The 16,820-nt window shown below is 66.8% G+C and carries 13 protein-coding genes; 6 read left to right on the forward strand and 7 right to left on the reverse strand.

The window, feature by feature from the left end:
- The first annotated feature begins 305 nt into the window (after window positions 1–305).
- Together MPARV_RS0100240 and MPARV_RS0100245 are read left to right on the forward strand one after the other, a co-directional pair.
- Window positions 306–1,190: a hypothetical protein gene (locus tag MPARV_RS0100240; RefSeq protein ID WP_020376809.1), complete on the forward strand. Its 885-nt coding sequence runs from the start codon at window positions 306–308 to the stop codon at window positions 1,188–1,190.
- Window positions 1,187–1,558: a GntR family transcriptional regulator gene (locus MPARV_RS0100245; protein ID WP_012226709.1), complete on the forward strand. Its 372-nt coding sequence runs from the start codon at window positions 1,187–1,189 to the stop codon at window positions 1,556–1,558. The genes MPARV_RS0100240 and MPARV_RS0100245 overlap by 4 nt, the downstream gene beginning before the upstream one ends.
- Window positions 1,559–1,580: 22 nt before the next feature.
- Here the strand turns inward: MPARV_RS0100245 and MPARV_RS25265 are convergent, their stop codons facing one another.
- Complete coding sequence (locus MPARV_RS25265) at window positions 1,581–2,249, reverse strand: alpha/beta hydrolase (protein WP_020376810.1); 669 nt, start codon at window positions 2,247–2,249, stop codon at window positions 1,581–1,583.
- A gap of 101 nt (window positions 2,250–2,350) precedes the next feature.
- Here MPARV_RS25265 and MPARV_RS21895 point away from each other — a divergent pair, with 101 nt between their 5' ends.
- Together MPARV_RS21895 and MPARV_RS0100260 are read left to right on the forward strand one after the other, a co-directional pair.
- Window positions 2,351–4,099, forward strand: coding sequence for an MFS transporter (locus tag MPARV_RS21895; protein ID WP_012226713.1), 1,749 nt, complete (start codon window positions 2,351–2,353; stop codon window positions 4,097–4,099).
- A gap of 25 nt (window positions 4,100–4,124) precedes the next feature.
- Window positions 4,125–5,750 carry an ABC-F family ATP-binding cassette domain-containing protein gene (locus MPARV_RS0100260; protein ID WP_031276847.1) on the forward strand — a complete coding sequence of 542 codons (1,626 nt, stop codon included), beginning with the start codon at window positions 4,125–4,127 and terminating at the stop codon, window positions 5,748–5,750.
- Between the two features lie 174 nt (window positions 5,751–5,924).
- Here the strand turns inward: MPARV_RS0100260 and MPARV_RS0100265 are convergent, their stop codons facing one another.
- The 6 genes from MPARV_RS0100265 to MPARV_RS0100290 all read right to left on the reverse strand — a co-directional run bounded on the left by MPARV_RS0100265 (window position 5,925) and on the right by MPARV_RS0100290 (window position 13,333).
- The gene (locus tag MPARV_RS0100265; RefSeq protein ID WP_012231233.1) at window positions 5,925–7,325 is read right to left on the reverse strand and encodes an IS1380 family transposase; all 1,401 of its coding nucleotides are present in this window, start codon (window positions 7,323–7,325) and stop codon (window positions 5,925–5,927) included.
- Window positions 7,326–7,602: 277 nt separating this feature from the next.
- Window positions 7,603–8,775, reverse strand: a complete 1,173-nt coding sequence (locus tag MPARV_RS0100270; protein ID WP_157789391.1) for an alpha/beta hydrolase family protein — start codon at window positions 8,773–8,775, stop codon at window positions 7,603–7,605.
- Between the two features lie 43 nt (window positions 8,776–8,818).
- A complete protein-coding gene (locus MPARV_RS0100275) occupies window positions 8,819–9,184 on the reverse strand; it encodes a DsrE family protein (protein ID WP_012226719.1) in 366 nt (121 codons plus the stop codon).
- 84 nt (window positions 9,185–9,268) lie between these two features.
- Window positions 9,269–10,141: an LLM class F420-dependent oxidoreductase gene (locus MPARV_RS0100280; protein WP_020376814.1), complete on the reverse strand. Its 873-nt coding sequence runs from the start codon at window positions 10,139–10,141 to the stop codon at window positions 9,269–9,271.
- Between the two features lie 56 nt (window positions 10,142–10,197).
- Window positions 10,198–11,043 (reverse strand): ribonuclease Z, encoded by an 846-nt coding sequence (locus MPARV_RS0100285; protein ID WP_020376815.1) that lies wholly within the window; start codon window positions 11,041–11,043, stop codon window positions 10,198–10,200.
- A gap of 28 nt (window positions 11,044–11,071) precedes the next feature.
- Window positions 11,072–13,333 carry an arylsulfatase gene (locus MPARV_RS0100290; RefSeq protein WP_012226725.1) on the reverse strand — a complete coding sequence of 754 codons (2,262 nt, stop codon included), beginning with the start codon at window positions 13,331–13,333 and terminating at the stop codon, window positions 11,072–11,074.
- 182 nt (window positions 13,334–13,515) lie between these two features.
- On the opposite strand from MPARV_RS0100290, the gene MPARV_RS0100295 reads away from it, so the two are divergent.
- A complete protein-coding gene (locus MPARV_RS0100295; protein WP_020376816.1) occupies window positions 13,516–14,589 on the forward strand; it encodes a Gfo/Idh/MocA family protein in 1,074 nt (357 codons plus the stop codon).
- The gene (locus tag MPARV_RS0100300) at window positions 14,586–16,250 is read left to right on the forward strand and encodes a glycerol-3-phosphate dehydrogenase/oxidase (protein ID WP_020376817.1); all 1,665 of its coding nucleotides are present in this window, start codon (window positions 14,586–14,588) and stop codon (window positions 16,248–16,250) included. The genes MPARV_RS0100295 and MPARV_RS0100300 overlap by 4 nt, the downstream gene beginning before the upstream one ends.
- Window positions 16,251–16,820: the final 570 nt, after the last annotated feature.

Here is a 16,820-nt window from a genome sequence, read left to right on the forward strand (position 1 = left end):
AGCCCGAGTCGGATCGTCGGCCTTGTATGGCGGATGGGTGCTCTGGGGGCGCCGGTGCTGCCACTACGCGATCAGAACGCTCATGTGCGAAGCCGCCGAACAGGCAGGCCACGACCCAGACCGGGTCAGCTTCGTTGCCGCCACGCCCTCTGGCCCCCACCACACGACGGCGTTTCCACTCCCGACTTCGACGTGTCGTTGATCGCCCGCCCGAAGCGATCGAGACAAACGTGTTGTTTGTATCGCCTCATTTGATACAGTTACTTGACGGCCCATCGGGGGCCGCACGTCAAGGCAGGGGCGCTATGGATCTCGACGGTTGGAGCCTGATCTGGTTTGTCGTCCCGGGGATCATCGTCCCGGCAGCGCTGCTGGTCCTAGCATTTCGAAGCCCATCGTGGAAGCAGATGACCCGCTGGGCCACACAAGCCCAGGTGACCATCACCACGGAAAACGAGGACATGATACGCCGGCGCCTCGCCCGGGCTCGCCGGTACCGCTCGTTGGTCAGCTTTCCCTTCTGGTGGGTCCTCGCAGTGCCGGTCATTACCGGACCACTCCCCGAGTGGGCCAACGACGTCATCTGGATACCTCTGACCGGGTATGTGCTCGGTTCCATCCTCGCCGCCGTATCCAACACTGAGAAGACCGGCGGGCTCCGCGTCGCCGACCTCTCCCCGAGGCTGCCGTCGAGCTACGTCCCGCGTCGCGAGCGACTGGCTCCTTGGTTGGTGCTGGGGGTGACGGCCGCAGCGCTCGTTTCGATCAAGGCGTTTCCGCCCCGGTTCCCGCAGTCGCTCCGCACGCAGATCCCGCTCTTTGTCACGGCGGTTGTCGTCGCCGTGCTCGCGGAAGTTGCACTCCGGATGGTTGCCGCCCGCCCGCAGGTGACCGACAGCCCCACCCGTCGACTCGCCGACAACGCGCTGCGGTCCACCGGCGCCACCGCAGCCGTGGCCTCTTCGATCATGCTCTCGCTCTTCACGCTCAACTCGGCGATCTCTGCGCTGCTGGGCTCGGGACATCGTGCGTGGATCGGTGTTCCCTTGATGCTGCTCGTGACGGGCATGACCTACGGGGCGTTCTGGGTCATCGTCACACAGCAACCATGGGCCCCGGGCCGGCGACGATCGCTGCGAGCCGAACCGGTGTCTGGCCCGGATCCGGCTGCGGAGTCGGTCAGCGCATGATCATCACCGTCGACCCGGCCGCCGAGGCCGCGCCGTTTGCCCAGGTGCGCAGCCAGTTGTTGGAGGCGATCGCCACCGGAGCGCTCACGTCGGGCACCCGCCTGCCGACCATTCGCCAGCTCGCCGGCGACCTCGGCCTCGCCAACAACACGGTGGCCCGCGCGTATCGGGAGCTACTCGCCGACGGCGTGCTCGAGTCGCGAGGTCGGCGCGGCACGTTCGTACGCGACAAGGCGACCGACGTGGTGCCCGACGCCCGCAGCCAACGCCTGGACGAGCTGGTACGCAACTACATCGACGGCGCCCGGGCCATCGGGGTGCCCAGCGATGAGATCGTCGGCGCTCTCACCCGAACCCTGGCCACGTAGCTGCGCCGAGCTGGGGCGGCGGTCAGTTGGCGAATTCGTTGAGCCGGTCGAGGATGGCCGTCATGGTGGGCTCGGCCTGGTCGGTGTCAAAGATGTTCTGGGCGTGGGCCGAGCCGGGCAGGATGATCGCCTCGTTGTCATCGCCCTCCGCTGTGTCGGCCATCTCGGTGGACACGTCGGCCACCGGCTCGTCCTCGCTGGCGATGAACAGCTTCGGGGACACGCCCAAACCGTCAACGACCGAGTTGGGCGACAACACGATGAGCTGGTCGGGCAGGTCGGGCTGCTGGGACACCAAATCCAAGATCCCGTCCGCCCCGGCACTGGCTCCGATCAGCGCCACCCCAGCGATGCCCCGCTCGTCCTTGAGGTAGGTCACCGCAGCCTCGATTCCTTCGGGACTGATGTCCTCGACCGCAACGACCGTGGTGCCTTCAGCAGCGATCTGCGTGGCCTGGTCGGTCCAGCTCTCGGCGTCAAATGCGGCACCGTGCGCCAGCACCACACCGGAGTCGCCGTCCCCCCACAACAACGCCTCCCCGACGTCGGTGTCGATCCGCTCACCAGCGGTGGTCGTCGCTGCTGTGTCGCCCTCGCCCGTTTCGGCCGGACCGGAGTCCGAGCCGCAGGCGGCGCCCAACAGGAGCGTGCAGATGAGCACGGCAAACAGACAGGACGGCGTGCGACGCATTCATCAAGGGTACAGGGAGCAAAGGATCAGGGCGTCGCCGCCGAAGCGGCCGCGCGCTTCGGGTTCGTCATCGAGGTGCCTGCAACTGCGAGTATCGGGCCGTGACCGCCATCACCCACCCGAACCGTTCAGGGACCAAGGTCGCCCTCCGAAACGCCGCTCCGCTCCTCGTGGGTGTGGCGTTGCTGATGGCGGGTAACGGCCTCAGTTCCACGTTGTTGGGCATCCGAGGTGGCCTGGTCGGCTTCTCCCCGACCGTGATCGGCGTGATCCTGTCCGGCTACTACGTCGGTTTCGTGCTCGGGTCGGTCGTCACGCCGGCCACGATCGCCCGGGTGGGGCACGTGCGTGTGTTCGCCGGGCTGGCGTCGCTTGGCTCAGGGGCACTGCTGATACACCTGGTCACTCCCGACGCCCCCACGTGGTTCATGATGCGGGCCATCTCCGGGTTGTGCATCGCCGGGTTGTTCATCGTCAGCGAAACCTGGCTGAACGGCGCCGCCACCAACGAGACACGGGGAACCCTGTTGGCGACCTACATGGTGGTGGTGGGTGCCTCGGTGTTCTCGGGTCAGATGCTCTATGCCGCTTCCGACCCGGCCGGGGTTGGCGCGTTGGTACTCGCGTCGGTGCTGGTGTCGATGGCGGTGGTTCCTGTCTCACTGGCCACCTTCAAGGCCCCAGAGATGCCGGAGCCATCCAATCTGAGTTGGGGTCACATGATCACGACCGCGCCGCTGGCGCCGGTCGGTGCAGTTGCGTCGGGGTTCGTGGTGGCCGCGATGTTGAGCGGTGGCGTGGTGTACGCAGCAGAGGCGGGCCTTGACCGCCTGGCCACCGGTGCGTTCATCGGTGCTGCGCTTCTGGGGGGAGTAGCCCTCCAGGTTCCCCTCGGCCGCTGGTCGGACCGCGTGGACCGCCGCCTGGTGATCGCCGTCGCTTCGGCGGCCGGGGCCGCAGCCAGCCTGGCCGTGGCCGCAGTGGGCCCGACCCACCGTCTGGTGGTCATCGGGCTCACCACCGTGGCCGGCGGCGCCACCTTCTCGCTCTATTCCCTCACTCTGGCCCACCTCAACGACTACCTGGAGGATCGTCACACTGTTGCGGCCGGAGCCAGGATGGTGCTGTTGCAAGGTGCCGGCGCGGTCGCCGGGCCGGTGGTGGGCTCGGCATTGGTGGAGCAGGTGGGCCCGGGGGCGTTGTTCGTGGCCATGGCCGTCGCCTACAGCGTGGCCTCCATCTTCGCTCTGGCACGGATCTTCATCCGTGCCGCCGCAGCCGAAGAGGACCGCGCCGAGTTCGCCCCGGTCACCGTCGGTGGCACCACCGTGTCGGGCTTCGCAGCCGACCTCGACGATCTCTTTCCCGCAACCGGCGACACGATCGAGGGCACGGGTCGCACCATCGGTTATCAGGAACGCGGCCCGACGGACCGCGACGCCGTCGTGCTGCTGGGCACGCCGATGGGCCGCGACGTCGAGTGGCGCAACGTCCTTGGCGCCTTGGCCTACGACGGCTACCGGGCGATCACCGTGTGGACCGCTGACGACCCCGGTCGTGCCCTGACCGCCGACGACGTTCTGGAGTTGCTCCATCACCTGGAACTGCCATGGGCGTCCTACGTCGGTGCCGGACACGGCGCAGCGGCGATTGCCGACCTTGCCGCCAACCACCCGGACCGAACCGACGGCACCCTGGTGGTGTGCGAGATCGACGAGCACCATCCGCCGGCCGACGCGGTCCTGCTCAACGGGGTGACGTCCGTCCCCAGACTTGAGGTCGACCACGATCTGTGGGACAACCCCGAATCGCTCGCAGACCGCATCGCAGAGTCGTTCCGCTACCGATAGGCCAACCGTGCCCGCCCACCGCTCCATGCAATCAATCACCCTCGCTGCACGCCACCTGACCGTCGACCGCGCCGGAAGTCCGGTGCTCGCCGACATCGACCTCACCGTGTCCGGCCGCGACCGGCTGGGGGTGGTGGGACCCAACGGCGTCGGCAAGTCGACGCTGCTCGCCGCGCTGAGCGGAGCCGTCCACCTCGATTCCGGGACGGTCGAGGTGACACCGCCCAACGCTCACATCGCCCTGCTGGACCAGGAACGGGAACGCTCACCCAACGAGACGGTGCGAGCCATGCTGGCCCGTCGCAGCGGCGTGGCCGCAGTCGAGGCCGACTTCGAGGCGGCCACGCGTGCCCTCACCGCCGCTCAGGCGGGTGCCGGCGAGCATTACCAGCTGGCATTCGACCGATGGATCGACATCGGGGTCGCCGAGTTTCCGGCGCGCAGCGAAGAGGTCTGGGCCCAACTCGGACAGCCTCCGGCGCTGCTCGACCAGGCGACCTCCACACTGTCGGGCGGGCAGGCCGGACGGGCGGCCCTGGCGGCAATCCTCCTCACCAACGCAGACGTCGTGCTCTTGGACGAGCCGACCAACGACCTCGACTTCGACGGGCTGGCCCGGCTCGAGGCCTACGTCCGTGGCTTCGCAGGGGCGATGGTGATCGTCAGCCACGATCGGGCCTTTCTCGAGCGCACCGTCACCCACGTCCTCGAGTTGGACGAGCACTCCCGCAGCGGCTCGGTGTTCTCAGGCGGCTGGGAGGCGTTCCTCCGCGAGCGGGACGTCGCGCAAAACCACGCTGAAGAGGCCCACGACAACTACGAGCGCACCAGGGCCGATCTGACAGCGCGAGCGCAACGCACCCGCGAGTGGGCGACCACAGGCGCCCGAAGGGCCGGGCGAAACCCGCGCGACGGCGACAAGTTCATCAAGGCTCACAACATCGCTCAGACCGAGAAGCTGGCCGGAAAGGCCGCCCGGTTGGACAAGGCCATCGAACGCCTCGAGGTGGTGGACAAGCCGTGGGAGGGCTGGAACCTTCAGATGGAGCTCACCGCATCTTCGCGCGGCGGGGACGTGGTGGCCACACTGGCCAACGCAGTCATCCGCCGAGGCGATTTCGTGCTGGGACCAGCGAACGTGGAGATCTCCTGGGCCGAGCGGGTGGCGCTCGTCGGTCCCAACGGATCCGGCAAATCCACCTTGCTGGAGGCGCTCCTCGGCCGCATTCCGCTGGAGTCGGGCGAGGCGAACCTCGGACGATCGGTCGAGCTGGGCGAGTTGCATCAGGCCCGTCGCGTCTTCGCTGAGGACGCCTCACTGCTGGACGGCTTTATCGCTGCATCCAACCTGCTGATCGCCGACGCCCGCTCGCTGTTGGCCAAGTTTGGGCTGGACGCGGGCGATGTCAACCGTCACGCCGCAGACCTGTCGCCGGGCGAACGCACCCGGGCCTCCTTGGCCCTGCTGATGGCACAAGGTGTCAACTGTCTGGTGCTCGACGAACCCACCAACCACTTGGACCTACCTGCAATTGAACAACTTGAGTCGGCGCTGCGAACCTGGGATGGAACCTTGCTGCTGATTACCCACGACCGCCGGTTTCTGGAGGCGGTCGAAATCACTCGAACGATCGACGTGCTCGCACTCTGACCCGGATATTGCAGCCCGGTTCTTGAACGGCGTGTAGGCCACTGGTTTGGGTGGGTGCTGCCTCTGGTGTGAGGTTGAATGGTGTTTGTCTGGTTTTGGGGCGCGGTGAGGCAGAAGGTTGTGGTGTGGTCGGGTTGTCCGGGCTGAGTCTGGGTGTGTGGGTGCCTGGCCGGGTCAGGCGAACGCGGGCAGGGCCCGGATGCGTGTGAGGGCTTCGATGAACGCGTCGGCCCAGGCGTGGGATCGTGGGAGCCGCAACTCGAGGCCGCCGGCGTGGTTGACAACTCGTGCTGCGACATTGAAGAACGCGAGGCGGAGCCGTTTCCCACGGCACCGTTTGAACGTCGGGGGCAGCCCGAGGTGACGGACCCAGCGGGCGGTGTTGTGAGCAAGCACAGAGGCGTGCCACCACAACCAGTTCCCGAAGAAGTTCTTCACCGGCGCGTGGATCAGCCCAAAGTCTTCCTTGAGTTGCCGGATGGTGTCCTCGGGGATCCCGCCACGAAGCCGATGGTGGGCCTCGACCTCTGCTGGGGGTGCGAACAGGGCGGGAAGGTTCGTGACAATCGCATGGAACCTCCAACCGTCAAGATCATCAAAGGACAACTGGTCACCGGCGCTGGTGCGTTGACGGCGCACGATCATCCGCAACATGCGCCGGGTCTTGCCTTGCCCCATCACGAAAGGTGTTTCTGCGACCTCGGAACCCCGCTTGGCCTCGCCGGCCAACGCTGGCACCCATTGCGTGTCAGGGTTGGTGGCCAACGCCCGGACTTTCGCTTTCACGTTGGACCGTTGTGGCGCGGTCACGGAGAACACCCCACCCAGCGCCTCGACGGTGTCGAACACGGCGTGTTGGTAGCCGGCGGAATCGACACGGACCCACAGGTTCGTTGTTTCCCGGACCGGGCCGGGGATCGCCGACACACACTCTCGAATGAACCCGGCGTTGTCCCGGCCCGGATGGGCATTCCCAGACCGGGCACGGATCGCGAGCACGTCACCGGTCTCACCACACACCCCGATCAGCGGTGACAAGCCAACCTCGCCCCGGTAGGAGAACTTCGAACCTTCCTTGTCCGGCCCGTAGGTGTCGACCAGCGTGGCATCGGGATCAACCGTGACCATCCCACCAGAAGGTCCCGCACCCGACGCCCACGCCCGAGCCAACATCGTCCGGTTCACCGCCGCGGCTTTCTGGACCCGACCAAAATCGGCTCCGCCACAAAACCGGAACATCGTCGCGTGTGAGGGCAACACGTGAGCGCCCCGCAACTGTTGGGTCGGCCCATCCAACAGGGACCGGTCCGACAAGAAATCGCCTCCGGCCAACAGGATCTCGACCAACGCCCGATAGCACTCCCCGCCGGTGTAGCCGCCAGGCCCGATCGGCCGCAACCGGCGCCCATCGGCGACACCGACCAGGTTCAGGTTGTCCAACATCGGTCCCCACAACGCCACCCCGCCCACCCCGGTCACCTTGTCATCGCTCACCTTGACCTTCACCGAAGCACTCCGGCGGCGGGGCTGTCCGATCAGTTCCCCGGCATCAAACAACGCGCCTGTAGCATTCACCTGGCAGGTGCTCCTCTCGCTAGTCGAATAGAGCTGTTCGTACTCTCCATTCTTCCAGCCAGCAGGGGCACCTGCCGCGTCAAACCACCAACAACCCGCTACCCGGCTGCAATATCCGGGTCTGAAACAAGACGTCCATTTGACTGGGACTCGAACGCTTTCCAAGGTCGAAGTTGGGGAAGAGTCATGGACGGTAGATCAGCCATCACGATGTGGCCCGCGCGATTCGTCGGCCGGGCCGCCTCGTTTCCGACCAGAACCAACCGTCGCGCCGGTGCTACCCCGGGTCGGCGGTGAGGGTCACCTTGGCGTCGGTGAGGTTCTTGGTCACCGCAGGATCGAGGCCCACCGGTTCGGGGTCGATACCCAGGCTGTAGCGAAGGAAGGCAACGCTCAGGTGGTCGATGGCCGGGAATGCCTTGGCGGGATCGAGCTGCCCGTCCTCACAACCGTCCGAGGCCAGCCGGGTCATGCTCTCGGGTAGGTCGAGGCCCACCTCGCCGATGAGGCCCACCAGGCCTCCCTGGTCACGGCCGATGAGGCAGATGTCGGAGAACACCAGGTGCCCGGCGCCGTCGATCGACACGAAGTACTTGGGCGGGTTCATTCCGTCAAAGATCTCCTGGGACGCGGCAGGAGGGATGATGCCGTCGTCGGTGCCCGCCATCACCATGCCGGGCACCTTGGGAACCGGCGGCTTTTTCTCCCCGGGACGGTTGCCGACCGAGTAGGCGATGAACGCCTTGACGCGGGGGTCGGCGGACGCCTCCCGATAGGCGGCTCCGGCACCGGCAGAGTGGCCGGCAACGGTCACCTTCGACTCATCCAACAGCCCGGTGAGCGGCGAGCCCTTCAGCGCCAGCGCTGCGTCCAGCGAAGCGGAGAGCACCTCCGGGTCCTCGCGTGGGGTCACGCCCTTGGCCGCCACCCCCAACTGGCCACTCAGGCTTCGCTCCACGTGGTCAGGGGCCACGACGACGAAACCCCACGAGGCCAGATGGGTGACCAGATCGGCGGACTGCTCCGGGAAGCCGGCGAAGCCGTGGCTGAACATCACCACGGGATAGGGGCCGTCGGCGCCGGGATCAGCCGCCGGGTGGGCGGCGATCTCGTACATCGGACGCTTGTCGGCGGGTATCTGTGACTGGAGTTCGGGGCTGAGCAGCCCGGCGATGTCGAACTGTTCCGTTGGAAGCTCGGCCGCGCTGTCGGCGGCGGGGTACCACGCCTGCACCCGGCGGCCATCGTCCAACTTGAACGCCGTGGTACCCACCTCAGCTGGTCCGGGCTCTGCGTAAGCCGGGTCGGTTCCCAGGTCGGCGGCGGCCGTCGTGGAGGGCCCGGCGGTCGGCTGGGCGGAACCACCGTCCGAGCCGTCCTCCCCGGACGAACAACCCACGATCAACACGCTCAGGGTCAGGATCGGCACCAACACACGACGACTACGCATCAACGCAGGGTACCCGGCGAGCGACGCCCGCCCGGCCGATGGGTCAGTAGCTGAAGGTCGTGGCCCCTTCATCACCGATCCACTCCCACATGGGCACCGTTCCGCCCATCTCGGCACCGTCGATCAGCGATGCAGTATCGAGTTGCTTGGAGTTGAAACAGACCGGGCACACCAGCAACTTGCCAGAGGCCGCCAGATACCTGCTCAACAGGTCCTGGATCGGCGGGCAGCCGTCGCAGGCGGAGCCAACAGCAACCCCGGCGAGTGCAAGGCGTACCGCTTCCTTGGTGAGAAACATCAGGGTGGGGCGACCCGCCTCGGCGGCGCCGACCGCAACCAGCAAGGCAATGGTGACGGTCTCTGCGTCCTCAAGTCCGGTGTTCAGGCTGACCACTGCTTTGTTGCTCATCGGTTGCTCCTCATGGGTTGGTTTGCGAACCTAGCGCAACCAGCAGCCCTTGAAGACCGAAGGCCAAGCAGAAGTGCGGAGGGATTACGGCGCCTTGGCAATGATCTCGGCGCCGTAGCGTGCCAGTGCCTCCTCGGTGTCCTGCCAGAACAGGGACGATGGAAGCACCACCCGGGTGACGCCCATTGCGGCCAACTCCCCCACCTCGTCCAGAGCCCTTGAGCCAATCGCCCCATTGCCGCCGGAGGTGAACGTCAACACATCCGGGTTGCGTCCCGCCTCGAAGGCGGCCTGACGGGCGACGCCGAAAAGTCGCTCAAGTTCGGCGTGATCACCTTTGCCGGGGAAGAACCCGTCGCCAAGACGGCCGGCCCTTCGCGCGGCTGCGTCGGAGTGCCCGCCGACGTGCACGGGGATGGTGCCCCGCCTGGGCTGAGGCCGCATGACGCACTCGTCAAAGCTCGCAAACTCACCATGGTGAGTGGCCCGCTCGTCGGCCCAGAGGGCTCGCATGGCAACCACATAGTCGTCGGTTCGGCGCCCACGATCGTCGAACGGCACCCCGAGCGCGTCGAACTCCTCCTCGAGCCAACCCACGCCTATGCCGAACTCCATCCGCCCCCCCGACAACGCGTCGAGGGTGGCCAACTGCTTGGCAAGCACCAACGGGTTGCGCTGCGGCACGATGAGAATGCCCGTCGCCAGACGAATCCGCGACGTGACCGCCGCCAGGTACGACAGCCACACCAACGGATCCGGGATCGGCGCGTCATCGTTTCCAGGCATCCTGCCTGACGGGTCGTAGGGGTACGTCGACTCGTAACCGGCAGGCACGACGACGTGCTCGACGGTCCACAGGGACTCGAAACCCGCTGCCTCGGCGTGGGAGGCGAAGGCTGCGGCTGCGTCCGGCTCGACGAACGGTCCGGTGTTGGCGAAGACGATCCCAAAGTCCATCCAGGCAACGTACTGCGAAGCATGGACGCCGGGAGCACGACCGATGTTGAGGGGGGTCAGGCCGGAGCGGGCACCTCGACCCGATGCAGGTCATCGCCCAGCTCGACCGCTCCATCGAAGTGGGCGGCTGCCAGCGCACGCCAGTCGTCCCCGCCGCCGGAGGGAAACGCAGGCACGTAGTGGGTCATCACCAGCGTGTTCAGACCCGCCCGCTGGGCGGTCTGAGCCGCCTCCTCCGGGGAGGAGTGATAGTCGAGCGTGTCGATCAGCCGCTGGATGGGGATCTGCTCGATCACATCCTTGCGGATCACCGTGTGGACGAGCGCCTGCGCGCCGGAACACAGCCGATCCAGTCCTCCGCACGGCACGGTGTCGCCCGCAACGACCACCGCTGCGTCGTCGTGGTCGAAGCGAAAGCCGATGCTGGGCTCCACCGGACGGTGATCGGTGGGGGCGCAGCCGACCCGCACCGGGCCCGGCAGCGGGATCGGCCCGTCGCCAACCTCGGTGACCAACACCCGGGGCCGCTCAGCGAGGTCGTCGTGATGGGCCATGCGGTAGCCGATGTCCGGCTCCAACGAAGCGAGGATGTGATCGACCACACCTGCCGTGCCGGCGGGGCCGATGACACGAAGGGGCGTCGGCTGGAACGTACCGATCCACACCGCGGTGATCAGGTCACCCAGGTCGGTGATGTGATCGGAGTGAAGGTGGGTGATGAGCACGGCGGTCAGGTTGGAGGCCTGAACGCCCACCGCGGTGAGGCGCATCAGCACGCCGCGTCCGGCATCGACCAGAAAGTTCTGCCCTCCGCCCTGAAGGAGCGTGGCAGGGCCGGCCCGGTCGGCATCGGGCAGCGGGCTGCCGGTGCCGAGCAGGGTGATCGTCAAGGCGGTGCTCATGGTCTCAACCTCTTCATGATGGGGCTTCTCATTGACGGGACATCTCGGCGCGGGCAATCGCCTCGGCGGTGCCCCTCCCGGGCTCACCAAGCCGGATCTCCAACTCGTGCAGTACCCCGGAGAACGCAAACGGGCCTGCGTAGCGCTTCGACACCACCGAACCGGCGTCATAGCCGATGGATGACCCCACCGAGGAGATCATGCGCATGTACAGCGGTAGGTCGACCGCACCTGCCGATGCACCATCGATGAACAGCTCTGCGGTTCCCGCCATGGCCTCGCCCCGGGTGAACGCCACCGACAGCTCGGCGTCCCCGGTTGGGACCGCGACGTCGGATTCCAGGATGGAATGCGTGTCGAAGGCGTTGTAGTCGAGCACCAGGCGACCACCCTGCACGAAGACCGAGATACCGGAGTTCTCGGTGCCGGTGGCGAACAACACGCCCTCGGCGGTGCCATCTCCGGTGACCTGCGCGGTCAGGGTGAAGTTGCGCCCGCCGATTGCCGCCGAAGCCTGGCCGGGAAGCGGCGACATCGGCGGCCGGTAGACGTAGCGGCGATCAACCGGGTGCGGCGAGTGGTCGCGAAACCGGGCGCCGAACAGCTCGAACGTGCGGTCGTCCAGTGGGAGCACACCGTGACGCTCCGCCTCGGACCACCACAGCGCCACCAGCTCGGCAAGCCGATCAGGCTCGGCCTCGGCCAGATCGGTGCACTCCGAGCGATCGACGGACAGGTGGTACAGCTCCCACGACTCGGTGTCGTAGTCGGCTCCAACCGTGTGCTTGCAGACCGCCTTCCACTCCCCTGCCACCAACGCCCGGCTGCCTCCCATCTCGAAATACTGCAACGTGTTGGTGCCGGGAGCATCCGCATCGTCGAGCAGATCGGCGAAGCTGTGGCCGGTCACCGGCAACTGCTCCACCCCCCGGTAGGTCACCGGTGCCTCCGCCCCGACGAGCTCGTAGATCGTGGGCGCAATGTCGGCCACGTTGACGAACTGGTCTCGTTGCGTGCCGTGTTGCCCAGCCTGGAACCGGTCCGGCCAGGACACCACCATCGGCACGTGCACGCCGCCCTCATGGGTGTTCTGCTTGTACCACTTGAACGGCGAGTTGCCGCACTGGGCCCAACCCCACGGATAGTTGGTGTGGCTGTGGGGCCCTCCGATGTCATCGATTCGCTCGATCGCCTCATCGGGAGTCTCGAGGATGCCGTTGAAGAACTTCATCTCGTGCATGACGCCGAACGGGCCACCCTCCTGAGACGCGCCGTTATCGGCCAGTACGCACAGGATGGTGTTGTCCAGTTGACCGAGGCGGTCGAGGCCGGCCACCAGACGGCCAACCTGGTCGTCGGTGTGGTCAAGAAAAGCGGCAAACGCCTCCTGAAGCCGGGCAGCCAGGCGCCGCTGGTTCTCGGGCAGGTCGTCCCACGGTTCGACCCCCGGGTTGCGCGGCGCCAACCCGGTGCCCTCGGGGATCACGCCCAGCTCCAACTGCCGCTCAAACCAACGCTGTCGCACGACGTCCCAGCCCTCGTCGTAGCGGCCCCGATATTTCGCCAGGTAGGCCTCGGGCGCCTGATGCGGGGCATGGGTGGCGCCGAAGGCCAGATAGGTGAAGAAGGGCCGGTCCGGGCGGACACCCACCGAGTCGGCGATCATGCCCAACGCCTGATCAACCAGGTCCTCCGACAGGTGATAGGCGTTCTCGGAGGTTGCCGGGACCTCCACGTGATGGTTGTCGCACACCAGATCGGGGTGGAACTGGTCGGTCTCCCCTTCCAGGAATCCGTAGAAGCGGTCGAAGCCGCGGCCCAACGGCCACTGATCGAATGGACCGGCCGCTGAGCACTGCTCCATGCGCGCCAGGTGCCACTTGCCCAGACAGAAGGTGGCGTACCCCTCGGCCGACAGCACCTCGGCCATCGTGGCGGCGTGATTGGTGAGGTGGCCCAACATGTTGGGAAACCCGGTGCGAAAGTTGGACACGGCCCGCATACCCACAGCGTGGGCGGACCGGCCGGTGAGCAGCGACGCTCTGGTGGGCGAGCACAGCGGGGTGACGTGAAAGTTGGTGAACTGCACCCCTTCGGCCGCGAGCGCGTCGATGTTCGACGTGTCGATGTCGGAGCCGTAACAGCCGAATTGGGCGAATCCGGTGTCGTCCAAGAGCACCACGACGACGTTGGGGGCACCGTCGTCAGGATGCGGTCCCTCGTCGAAGTACGGCTCCGATTCGGCCACGGTACGGCCGATCCGACCTTTGAACGTTGACGGTCGTGACATGTGGGTCCCCCTCGACCTGGTCATTCGCAGCCGAGCTCGTCAAGGCCGCCGAAACTCTAGACCCTTCCCAACCTTCTGCAAGTGCGACTGTCAGAACATTGACCTGAGCGAACCCGGCCGCAGCCGTCGACGACGTGTGCGGTACGGTCCTCGCAACATCGAACCGAGGAGGGTGCCGCATCGTGAATCTGCGCGTTGCCGTGGTTGGCATGGCTCACCTTCACCTGTTCGAACTGGTTCAGGGCCTGCTCGACGCTGGCGCCGAAACCGTTGCTCACGTGCCCGACGGCGAACTGCTGGACGTGTACGAGGGTTGGAGGCCCGACTCCCGGCCGGTCGAACTGGCCGAGTTGCTCGCCGACGGCAACCTCGATCTGATCGTCACCGCGGGCGTCCCCTCCGAGCGGGCCGCCGTTGCGCTCGCAGCACTGGAGAGCGGCAAGCATGTGCTGAGCGTCAAGCCCGGCGTCACCACCGTCGACGACCTGAAACGCATCACCCACGCCGTCGAGGCTTCCGGGCGGCGCTGGACCGTGCTCTTTACCGAGCGGTTCACCAACCGGGCCACATCCGAGGCGGTTCGCCTGGCCCGCTCGGGGGCGATCGGTGAGGTGGTGCACGTGATCGGTGCGGGCCCCCACACGCTCAACCTGGAGGGGCGCCCCGATTGGTTCTTCGATCCCTCCGCCTCCGGCGGCATCCTGGTGGACCTCGCCTCGCATCAGGTCGATCAGTTTCTTGCCATCACCGGCGAACTGAACGCCACGGTGAGCCACTCCTCGATCGGCAACGTCGCCTGCCACGAGCATCCTGCCTTCGCCGACGTCGGGACGATTCGGTTGGCCGGAACGACCACCCACGGTTCGCCGGTGATCGGCGACCACCGGGTCGACCTGTTGTCCCCCGCGGGTCTTGGATGTTGGGGAGACGTTCGCCTCGCCATCATCGGCACCGAAGGCACCCTGGAGGCGAGGTCCAACATCGATCCGGCCGGGGCGCCGGGCGCCGAACACCTGATCCTCGTCGACCGCGAGTCGACCCGCCGGGTGGACTGCTCCGGCGTCGATGTCGACTGGGCCGGGCGCCTGGCGGCCGACCTCGTGGACGGAGGCGCCCGGCTGATGAGCCAGGCGCACGTGTTGGCCGTGTGCGATCTCACCCTCACCGCCCAGGCCCGAGCCAACAGCTGGGGTGCGGCACAGGCAGATGCCCGGGTGACCAATGCGAGCGCCGACATTGGTACCGTTCGGCCATGAGCCTGCGTGACACCAACATCGACCGCATGCGCGACGGAGTGGTCGACGTGGCCATCATCGGCGGCGGAATCAACGGGGCGGTCACCGCAGCGTCCTTGGCTGGTCGGGGCGCATCGGTGGCCCTGGTTGATCGGGCGGACTTCGCTTCCGAGACCAGCCAGCAGAGTTCCAACCTGGTCTGGGGCGGATTCAAGTACCTGGAGAACTACGAGCTGCCACTGGTGTACAAGCTGTGCCAGAGCCGTAACCGGCTGATGAAGGCCTACCCGGACAACGTCGCCGAGCTCTCCTTTCTGGCCGCCCTCGACGACAGCTCACCGTATCCCCCGTGGTTTGCAGCACTCGGAGCGACCGCCTATTGGGGCATCGGCAGGTTCCGAACCCGGTCCCCCCGGCTGCTCAGCGCTGAGGCGATCAAGGACACCGAACCGGCCATCGACATCTCGGGTGTGCGCGGCGGCATCGAATATCGCGACGCCTACCTGCGCGACAACGACGCGCGCTTCGTCTTCGGCTTTGTCCGCTCGGCCATCGAGTCTGGCGCGGCGGTGGCCAACTACGTCGAACTCACCGACGCCCGTCGGGTCGACCGTCACTGGCTGGTCGGCCTTCACGATCTGGAATCCGGCGAGCGGTTCGAGATGCGGGCCCGCACGCTCGTCAACGCCGCCGGACCCTACGTCGACGGGCTCAACAGCGATTGGGGGGTAAACACCGATCATCGGATCGTCTACTCAAAGGGCATCCACCTGATCGTGAACCGGCTGACCACATCGGAGCATCAGCGGGTGTTGGCCTTCTTCGACGACAGCGGACGGCTGTTCTATGTGATTCCGATGGGTCTGCGGTCGGTGATCGGCACCACCGACACCCGCACCGACGATCCACACGCCGGCGTCACCGACGACGATCGCGCCTTCCTGCTCACCCAGATCAACAAGCGCCTCGACCTGCCCACGCCGCTGACCACCGACGACATCATCGCCGAACGCTGCGGCGTGCGGCCCCTCGTCGTGCCCAACTCCGGTGGTGACCAAACCGAGGTGGACTGGACGTCGCTCAGCCGCAAGCACGAGATCGAGGTGGACCGGGCCCGCAGCGTGATCACCATCTTCGGCGGCAAGTTGACCGACTGCCTCAACGTCGGCGAGGAGGTGGCCGATGCGGTCGAGGCCCTCGGTCTGCCGCTCGAGGAGGACCTCGGCACCTGGTACGGCGAACCGACCGCGCAGACCCGGTCGGTGTTCTACCGGCAGGCCCGCCTGATGCGGTTGGACGACCTGAGGGTTCGCCCCGACGTCGAGCCGCTGTCCGACCGGCTGTGGCGACGCTATGGGCGGCGGGCGTTCGCCATGTTGGAGGCCATTCGGGCCGACCCGTCGATGGGTGAGGACATCCTCGGCGGCACCGACTACCTGCGCGTCGAGTTGTATCTGGCCGCCAGCACCGAGATGGTGACCCGGTTGGAGGACTTCATGCGACGCCGGTCGAAGATCGAACAGGTGGTTCCCAACGCCGACCTTGGCGACACCGAGGGGTTGCGAGAGGTCTGCAACATCCTCTTTGGCGACAAGGCCGAGGCGAAACTGGCAGAGTTCTTCAACGGCCCCTATGGACCCGACGTGGAACTTGAACGCTCCCCGAACCACCACGACGGCTGAGCGTTCCGCAATCCGCCGTTCGCCTCAGGCGGCGATGAGCCGCACACCGGCGCTGCGCACTGCGATTGCGACAAGAACGCAAACGACGAACAGTGGGAGAATGAGTGGCGCTGCCGCGCGGTCCGCAGGCACCGCACCGCCCAACGGTTCGACCATGTCGGCGGCACGGCTTTGGTTACGACGACGACGGGACAGCGTCACGCCGGCTACACCATCGCCGGGTTCCTGCTCCCCGGCCGGCTGGGCACGTGGCGCTCAACCAGCGATCGGGGCGTCGAACTTGATGTGGTCAACTCGACCGAGGTACTGCTCCGCGCCGCTCGGGACGACGTGGACCTGGGGTTCGTCGAGACCACCGGCAAGATCGACGGGCTCGCCTGGCCAGCATCGAACTCGTCTGCCGGGAGGCAGGATCGGGCACACGGCAGACCTTGGAGAAGGCACTCCACGCAATCGGGGCCCAGGCCCCAAAAGCATCGCTCGAGCCGGGGTCGACCAGCGCGGTGCGGGGGCCGTGTTGGGCGGCGTCGGACTTGCGGTTCTGAGCCGTTTGACGGTGGCCGCCGACCT

The sequence above is a fragment of the Candidatus Microthrix parvicella Bio17-1 genome, from assembly GCF_000299415.1.
GTDB classification, from domain to species: Bacteria; Actinomycetota; Acidimicrobiia; order Acidimicrobiales; family Microtrichaceae; genus Microthrix; species Microthrix parvicella.

What these genes read in the sequence shown, in the direction of transcription:
- MPARV_RS0100260 (WP_031276847.1), top strand. Translation starts at nt 4,125, where the DNA reads ATGCAATCAATCACCCTCGCTGCACGCCACCTGACCGTCGACCGCGCC.
- MPARV_RS0100270 (WP_157789391.1), bottom strand. Translation starts at nt 8,775, where the DNA reads ATGCGTAGTCGTCGTGTGTTGGTGCCGATCCTGACCCTGAGCGTGTTG.
- MPARV_RS0100290 (WP_012226725.1), bottom strand. Translation starts at nt 13,333, where the DNA reads ATGTCACGACCGTCAACGTTCAAAGGTCGGATCGGCCGTACCGTGGCC.
- MPARV_RS0100240 (WP_020376809.1), top strand. Translation starts at nt 306, where the DNA reads ATGGATCTCGACGGTTGGAGCCTGATCTGGTTTGTCGTCCCGGGGATC.
- MPARV_RS25265 (WP_020376810.1), bottom strand. Translation starts at nt 2,249, where the DNA reads ATGCGTCGCACGCCGTCCTGTCTGTTTGCCGTGCTCATCTGCACGCTC.
- MPARV_RS0100245 (WP_012226709.1), top strand. Translation starts at nt 1,187, where the DNA reads ATGATCATCACCGTCGACCCGGCCGCCGAGGCCGCGCCGTTTGCCCAG.
- MPARV_RS0100275 (WP_012226719.1), bottom strand. Translation starts at nt 9,184, where the DNA reads ATGAGCAACAAAGCAGTGGTCAGCCTGAACACCGGACTTGAGGACGCA.
- MPARV_RS0100285 (WP_020376815.1), bottom strand. Translation starts at nt 11,043, where the DNA reads ATGAGCACCGCCTTGACGATCACCCTGCTCGGCACCGGCAGCCCGCTG.
- MPARV_RS0100300 (WP_020376817.1), top strand. Translation starts at nt 14,586, where the DNA reads ATGAGCCTGCGTGACACCAACATCGACCGCATGCGCGACGGAGTGGTC.
- MPARV_RS0100280 (WP_020376814.1), bottom strand. Translation starts at nt 10,141, where the DNA reads ATGGACTTTGGGATCGTCTTCGCCAACACCGGACCGTTCGTCGAGCCG.